The organism is Streptomyces sp. NPDC056948 (assembly GCF_042674225.1).
GTDB classification, from domain to species: domain Bacteria; phylum Actinomycetota; class Actinomycetes; order Streptomycetales; family Streptomycetaceae; genus Streptomyces; species Streptomyces purpurascens.
Genome location: NZ_JBHUQX010000467.1, coordinates 1 through 6755 on the forward strand (window position 1 = coordinate 1; position 6755 = coordinate 6755).

Annotated in this window: 7 protein-coding genes; 1 reads left to right on the forward strand and 6 read right to left on the reverse strand. The window is 69.5% G+C overall.

Going from position 1 to position 6755, the window contains the following annotated elements:
• Positions 1–78: 78 nt before the first annotated feature.
• Positions 79–414, reverse strand: a complete 336-nt coding sequence (locus tag ACFTZL_RS38420; protein WP_184594372.1) for a hypothetical protein — start codon at positions 412–414, stop codon at positions 79–81.
• Between the two features lie 367 nt (positions 415–781).
• Between ACFTZL_RS38420 and ACFTZL_RS38425 the strand changes: the two genes are divergently transcribed.
• Positions 782–1726 (forward strand): helix-turn-helix transcriptional regulator, encoded by a 945-nt coding sequence (locus ACFTZL_RS38425; RefSeq protein WP_382593141.1) that lies wholly within the window; start codon positions 782–784, stop codon positions 1724–1726.
• Between the two features lie 12 nt (positions 1727–1738).
• Here ACFTZL_RS38425 and ACFTZL_RS38430 read toward each other — a convergent pair whose 3' ends face one another.
• The 5 genes from ACFTZL_RS38430 to grpE form a co-directional block, all read right to left on the reverse strand.
• Complete coding sequence (locus tag ACFTZL_RS38430) at positions 1739–2776, reverse strand: LuxR C-terminal-related transcriptional regulator (protein WP_382593144.1); 1038 nt, start codon at positions 2774–2776, stop codon at positions 1739–1741.
• A 238-nt stretch (positions 2777–3014) separates the two neighbouring features.
• A complete protein-coding gene (locus tag ACFTZL_RS38435) occupies positions 3015–4124 on the reverse strand; it encodes a substrate-binding domain-containing protein (protein WP_382593147.1) in 1110 nt (369 codons plus the stop codon).
• Between the two features lie 274 nt (positions 4125–4398).
• The gene (locus ACFTZL_RS38440) at positions 4399–4851 is read right to left on the reverse strand and encodes a heat shock protein transcriptional repressor HspR (protein ID WP_382593153.1); all 453 of its coding nucleotides are present in this window, start codon (positions 4849–4851) and stop codon (positions 4399–4401) included.
• A 5-nt stretch (positions 4852–4856) separates the two neighbouring features.
• On the reverse strand, positions 4857–6050 hold the full coding sequence (gene dnaJ / locus ACFTZL_RS38445; protein WP_382593150.1) for a molecular chaperone DnaJ: 1194 nt from the start codon (positions 6048–6050) through the stop codon (positions 4857–4859).
• 36 nt (positions 6051–6086) lie between these two features.
• On the reverse strand, positions 6087–6740 hold the full coding sequence (gene grpE / locus ACFTZL_RS38450) for a nucleotide exchange factor GrpE (protein ID WP_382593156.1): 654 nt from the start codon (positions 6738–6740) through the stop codon (positions 6087–6089).
• Between the last annotated feature and the right edge of the window lie 15 nt (positions 6741–6755).

A 6755-nucleotide genomic window follows, 5' to 3' on the forward strand; every position in this document is an offset into this window, starting at 1 on the left:
GCGTCACCGTGTTCAGGTCACGGTGACGCCGCTGCGGGGGGAAGCACCTGAGCGATCTGTTACGACGGGGGAATCGCGTCAGGCACTGCGGGGGGTGGCAGAGATGGTCCTCGGTGCAGGGGATTCGGCGTCCACCTGCTCGTGGTCCCTTTGGTCCAGGTTCACAAAGATCATTCCGTACCGTACGGCACATCGCACAGGCTGCGGCGCCCCCCGAGGCCGCCGCAGACACCGGTAAGCCCGCACGTCCTCGTCCTCGTCCCGCGTGACGACCACCGGCTCGCCGAAAACGGTCACCATCAACGAGTCACCACTGTGGGGGATGGCGGTGACCAGGTCGATGAAGTGCCAGCCGGAGCGGTAGGCGGTGGCCATTTCACGACGGAAGGAGCGGTCGTCGGGTGGAGTGGTCACGGTCAGCTCCCGGATTCCGCTGCCCCGGAACTCGGCCAACTGCTGTTACTCGCGCCGTTGGTGTTCACGGCAACAGACGGCCAGCTGCTGTTCGCCCGAACATCATCCTTCGTATCGGAGAAGCCACTCAGGGTGCCGAGGGCCACAACGACGGAGAAGGCGGCGACAAGCACCGAGCGAAGCATTCTGTTACGCATAGTCGGCTTCGTCCTCACTTGAAGGTCCCCTTTTCCCCCGTCAGGTACGACGATGGCTCATTCGGGCACGTCATGGCCACACAATCGATGCATCATGTTCCTGCATGTTCAGGACCCTGGGGGGTGGAGATTTGGCAGCGAATCGGACTAAGGCGACACATCCCCATGCGATGACCGAGTGGTGCGAGGAGGGCGGCCGTCTGTATGCCGCCGCACTGCGCGCCGGACGCATCGCTCGCGAGGATGCGGAGCCCGCCCCCTGCCTGCTGGAGTTCGCCCTGCTTCATCCCGATCCGGACGACCCGAACTGGCTGCGGCCGGTGCCCCCGGCGGTCGCCCTGTCCCGGCAGCTCAACCCGCTGGAGCAGGAGATAGCCGACCGCCGCCGTCTGGCAACCGGCCTCGCGGAGACCTTTCAGCCGTTCATGGCCCTGGGTACCCAGCTTGCCGCCACCAGTGACGCCATCACTGTGCTCGAAGGCGGAGAACGTATCAACGCCGCGCTCAACATGGCCACCATCCAGTGCCAGGCGGAGATGCTCACCGTCCAGCCGAGCGACCGGATGTCCGAACGCAGCCTGCTGCGCGGGCTGGAGCGTGACAGGCCGCTGATCGAACGCGGCGTGCGCATCCGCACCCTGTACCAGCACACCGCCCACTACAACCCCGAGCAGCTCGCCTACGCCGCCCAGCTCTCCAACGGCAAGGCGGAGTACCGCACCATCGACGAACTCGTCGAGCGCCTGATCATCTGCGACGAGTCGGTCGCCTTCATCCCCGCCCGCGACGACCAGCAGGTCGCCCTGGAGCTGCGCCACCCCGGCCTGGTCCGTTACCTCATCAAGCTCTTCGAGTACCTGTGGGACCGCTCGGTGCCGCTGAGCACGGGCACCCCGTACGAGACCGCCCGCGACGGCATCACGGAGATCCAGTACTCGATCGCCAAGCTCCTGGTCGAGGGCCACGTCGACGAGGCCATCGCCCGCCGTCTGGGCATGAACGTACGCACCTGCCGTGCCCACATAGCCAAGCTGGCCTCGGCCCTGGGCAGCGGCAGCCGGGCCCAACTCGGCTACCTGATAGCGCAGTCGGGGATCCTTCAGCAGGAGCACTGAAGAGGGAGGACGTCATCGGACGGTCGGGGATTCCTGACCGGGAACCCGGACGGACGCGGCGGAGCGCGGTGGGCCGTCCAGGCCTGCCTGGGCGATGCGGACGCCCAACTGCGTGCGGCTGGCCGCGCCCAGCGTCTCCGAGAGCCGTGCGATGTGTGCCCGGCACGTCCGGACGCTTATCCCCAGCCGTTCCGCGATCACCGCGTCCTGGTGGCCCTCCGCCAGCAGGGCCGCGATGGACTGCTCCCGGTGGGAGATGCCCTCGATGCCGGTCTCGGGGAGCGGGGCGGTCAGCGGGGTGGCCAGGCGCCACAGCCGCTCGAACACCGTGACCAGGTACTCGATGAGCGCCGGGTGCCGCAGTTCCAGGGCCATCGTGCGGTCGGTGTTGGCGGGGACGAAGGCCACCGTCCGGTCGAAGAGGATCAGCCGGTCGATCACCTCGTCCAGCGTGCGGGCCTCCACCGCGTCGCCCATCAGCTCCAGATACGTGAGCAGCCCCTGCCCGTGCCGGGCGACGTGTGTGTACAGGTCCCGCATCCGCACCCCGCGGCCGCGCAGCGCCATCGCCCGGTGCAGGCCCTCGGAGAGTTCCGCCTCGCGCCGGATGCCGCCGGGCTGGACCGTGAGCACCTCGGTCGTGCACGCCTGGGTCGCCTCGTCCATCGCGGCCTGGATCCGGGCGAGCCCGTCCAGCACCCGGATCGCCGGGCCCTCGCCCGCCGGCGGGGCCGGCCGTACCCGGCGGCCGAGACCGGCGTACCACTCGACGGCCGCCACGGCCGAACCCACCCGCCGCTGACTCGCGCTGACCTCGTCGTACATCCCGCGCAGCAGCCGGGTCATGACCTCCTGCGGGGAGGTCGGCACCAGCCAGTCCATGTCGTCGGGGTCCGGGTGCAGCAGGGCGAGCTCCAGCAGACAGGGCACCGGTTCGGCATCCCCGCGCGGCACGCGGCCCCGCCGTACGGCCCGGGAATACACGCGATCCCCGGCCTCGCACAGTCGGTCAGCACCGTGTGGATGCTCCTCCGCCCCGTGCCCGGCCATCGCCCATCCCACCCCCGGTTCGCCGACTTCCGCAGCGCAACTATGCGCGGACGGGACCTGCTCCGCAACACGGCTCCCCGCGCCGCGACCACCGGAAACCACCGGTACACACCGGTTTCGCCGAGCCTCAGCTCGTCACCTTGCAACAAATGGCCAGGGGGTGGCCGGATCCCGCCGAGGGTGAGGCCGGACGGGAACGGAGCGAAGCGGGCCGCATCGGAAGCGGCCCCTCACACGGTCACTTCAGGCCGATCGCCCGGCAGGCCGTCTCGTACTTGGTCGTGCAGATGTCCGACAGCTTGTAGATGTCGTCCGCGACCACCGTGTCCTTGATGTTCCCCTTCGTCAGCGCGACCACGGGCACGAGCTGCGCCGGGATGCCCTTCTGGGTGGGGCTGTCGACCTTGTCGCGGGTGAGGGCGGCGAACTGGATGTCCCGGCCCTGGACCTTGGCCACGGCCATCTCAGCGGCGTTCTCGGCCTCCTGCGGGTACGACTTGTACACGCTCATGTACTGCTCGCCCGCGATGATCCGCTGCACCGCCTGGAGCTCCGCGTCCTGCCCGGTGATCGGCGGCAGGTCGCTCACGCCCGCGGCCTCCAGCGCCTTGACGATGCCGCCGGCCATGCCGTCGTTGGCGGAGTAGACGGCGGCGATGTCGTCCTTGCCGATCGCCTGGATCGCCTCGGCCATGTTCGCCTGCGCGTTCTCCGGCTTCCAGTCCTTCGTGTCGTAGGACTGCGCGATCGTCACCTTGCCGTTCAGCTCGGACATCGCGCCCGCCTTGAACTGCTTGGCGTTCGGGTCGGTCGACGAGCCGTTCATCATGACGATCTTGTCGGAGAGGCTCGCGTCCTCGCCGATGGCCTCCAGCAGGGTGCGCCCCTGGACCTCGCCGACCAGCTCGTTGTCGAAGGAGATGTACGCCTCGATGGGCCCCTCGGCCAGCCGGTCGTAGGCGATGACCGGGATGCCCGCCTCCTTGGCCTTCTTGACGCCGCTCGCGATGGCCTGCGAGTCGACCGCGTCCAGCAGGATCACGTCGACCCGGTCGTCGATCATCTTCTGCATCTGGCCCGCCTGCGTGTCGGCGTCCGCCTCGGCGTTGGCGTACTCGACGCGGCCCTTGTTGTTGGTGAGGGACTCGACCTTCGTCTTGATGATCGGGTAGTCGAAGTTCTCGTACCGGGTGTTCGCCTTCTCGGGGAGCAACAGGCCCACCGTGATGTCGTTGCCCTTGGCCGGGCTCGCGTCGTCACTGCTCCCCGTCGCGTTGAGCGCGCCGCAGCCGGCGAGCGTGACGGACATCGCGGCCGCGGCCACGGATATGGAGATACGACGACGCATGGCGGGAGCTCACTTCGCGTGTGATTCGGACGTGGGCACAGCTTTGTGGCCCATGTGACTGAAAAGCCAACGCGGACGCGGCCCCCAGCGTCAAGCGGAACCACTTAACGAGATGACAACACCACGCTCCGCAAGCGTTGTGAAGACTCTGCGGAATCATCTCCAAGTTCCCTGCACGAGCCACCCATCGACGGGAGACCCAGCGAAACCGGGCCAAGACACACGAAAGGGGCCGGGAGTTGCCTCCCGGCCCCTTCACAGACTCACGCGTCGGTCAGTCCGACTGCTGCTGCCGCTTCGGCCGCCACACCACCAGCGCGCTGCTCTGCTGGACCTCCTGGTACGGCACGAGGTCGCGGCGGTACGACGCGTGCACCGCCGCCTCGCGCTGGCGCATCGCCGCCGCCGCGCCGTCGAGCGCGTTCTCCAGTTCGGCCGCACGGGCCTGGAGCGCGGCGACCTGGTTCTCCAGTTCGATGATGCGCTTGATGCCGGCCAGGTTGATGCCCTCGTCCTGCGACAACTGCTGGACGGTGCGCAGCAGTTGGATGTCACGGGCCGAGTAGCGCCGGCCCCGGCCCGCGGTGCGGTCCGGAGACACCAGGCCCAGGCGGTCGTACTGGCGCAGGGTCTGGGGGTGCAGGCCGGACAGCTGGGCCGCCACCGAGATGACGTAGACCGGGGTTTCCTCGGTCAGTTCATACGGATTGCGCCGACGACCGTCCATCTGACTCATGCTCCCTTCGCGGCCTGGAACAGATCCGCCCGCGGATCCTCACTCGCGGTCGCCTCGCGATACGCCTCGAGTGCGTCACGAGCCTTCCCCGTCAGGTCCGTCGGAACACTCACTTCGACGGTGACCAGAAGGTCCCCGCGGGTGCCGTCCTTGCGGACCGCGCCCTTGCCCCGGGCGCGCATGGTACGGCCGTTGGGCGTGCCCGGCGGCAGCTTCAGCGTGACGGGCGGGCCGCCCAGCGTCGGCACCCGGACCTCGCCGCCGAGGGCCGCCTCGGCGAAGGTCACCGGGACGGTGACGGTGAGGTTGTCGTCCTTGCGGCCGAACACCGGGTGGGAGTCGACATGCACGACCACGTACAGGTCGCCCGCCGGACCGCCCCGCTCACCGGGCGCACCCTTGCCGCGCAGCCGGATCCGCTGGCCGTCGCTGACGCCCGCGGGGATGCGCACCTGCATGGTCCGCGAGGACTTGGCCCGGCCGCTGCCCTTGCAGACCTCGCAGGCGTGCTCCGCGATCAGGCCGCGGCCCTTGCAGTCGGGGCAGGGGTCGGTGAGGGAGAAGCCCCCGCCGCTGCCCCGGGCGACCTGCCCGGTGCCGACGCAGGTCGGGCACACGCGCGGTGTGCCGTTCTTGTCGCCGGTGCCCGAGCAGGCCTTGCAGGGTGACTGCGAGGACATCCGCAACGGGACCGTCGCGCCCTCGATCGCCTCCGTGAAGCTGAGCGTGACCTCGGACTCGATGTCCTGGCCGCGCCGCGGGTGCGTGCGCGTCCCCGCGCCCGCACCGCCGCGGTTGAACAGGCCCCCGAAGACGTCACCGATCCCGCCGCCGAAGCCGCCGGCTCCTTGGCCGCCGCCCTGGCCGCCCTGGGCGCCGCCTCCGAAGAGGTCGCCCAGGTCGAAGTTGAAGGAGCCGCCCGCGCCGCCCGGCCCCGGGCGGAAGCCGCCGTTGCCGAAGAGGGCGCGTGCCTCGTCGTACTCCTTGCGCTTCTTGGGATCGCCGAGGATGTCGTTGGCTTCGGAGATCTCCTTGAAGCGCTCCTCCGCCTTGGCGTTTCCCGTGTTGGCGTCCGGGTGGTTCTCGCGGGCGAGCTTCCGGTACGCCTTCTTGATCTCGGCCTCGGTGGCGTCCTTGGGGACGCCGAGGACCTTGTAGTAGTCCTTCTCGATGAAGTCCTTGGTGCTCATCCTCGACGCCCCTCCTTCCTGTCGTCCGTTATGACGTCAGCCCTCGTCCGGGCCACCGCTCTCCTTGTCGTCGGCGTCGGCGGACTCGTCCGCCTTGACCGTCTGTGCCCCCGGCTGGGGTTCGGCCACCGCCACCCGCGCGGGGCGGATGGTGCGCTCGCCGATCCGGTACCCGGGCTGCAGAATCGCCACGCACGTCGTCTCGGTGACGTCCGGTGCGTAGCTGTGCATCAGGGCTTCGTGGATCGTCGGGTCGAAGGGCTCGCCCTCCTTGCCGAACTGCTGCAGGCCCATCTTCGCCGCGGTGCCCTCCAGCGACTCGGCGACGGACTTGAAGCCGCCGACCAGTTCGCCGTGTTCGCGTGCGCGGCCGATGTCGTCGAGCACGGGCAGGAGCTCGGTCAGGAGGTTCGCGATGGCGATCTCCTTGACCGCGATCCGGTCGCGCTCGACCCGGCGGCGGTAGTTCTGGAACTCGGCCTGGAGGCGCTGGAGGTCGCCCGTGCGCTCGCCCAGCGCCGTGCGGGCCTGGTCCAGCTGGGCCACCAGGGCCACGTCCTGGCCCGTGTCCCCGGCCGGGGCCGCCCCCTCCTCGGAGGGGGAGGCGGCCTTCGGCTCGGCGTCATCGGAGGTGGCGCCGGAAGGGACGTCGGGCTGCTGCTCGTCGAAGCCCGGGGTCTCCTCCGTCACGCGGCACCGTCCTTC

Coding starts and splice junctions, on each gene's coding strand:
- ACFTZL_RS38425 (WP_382593141.1), top strand. CDS start 782: ATGACCGAGTGGTGCGAGGAGGGCGGCCGTCTGTATGCCGCCGCACTG.
- ACFTZL_RS38430 (WP_382593144.1), bottom strand. CDS start 2,776: ATGGCCGGGCACGGGGCGGAGGAGCATCCACACGGTGCTGACCGACTG.
- ACFTZL_RS38435 (WP_382593147.1), bottom strand. CDS start 4,124: ATGCGTCGTCGTATCTCCATATCCGTGGCCGCGGCCGCGATGTCCGTC.
- ACFTZL_RS38440 (WP_382593153.1), bottom strand. CDS start 4,851: ATGGACGGTCGTCGGCGCAATCCGTATGAACTGACCGAGGAAACCCCG.
- dnaJ (WP_382593150.1), bottom strand. CDS start 6,050: ATGAGCACCAAGGACTTCATCGAGAAGGACTACTACAAGGTCCTCGGC.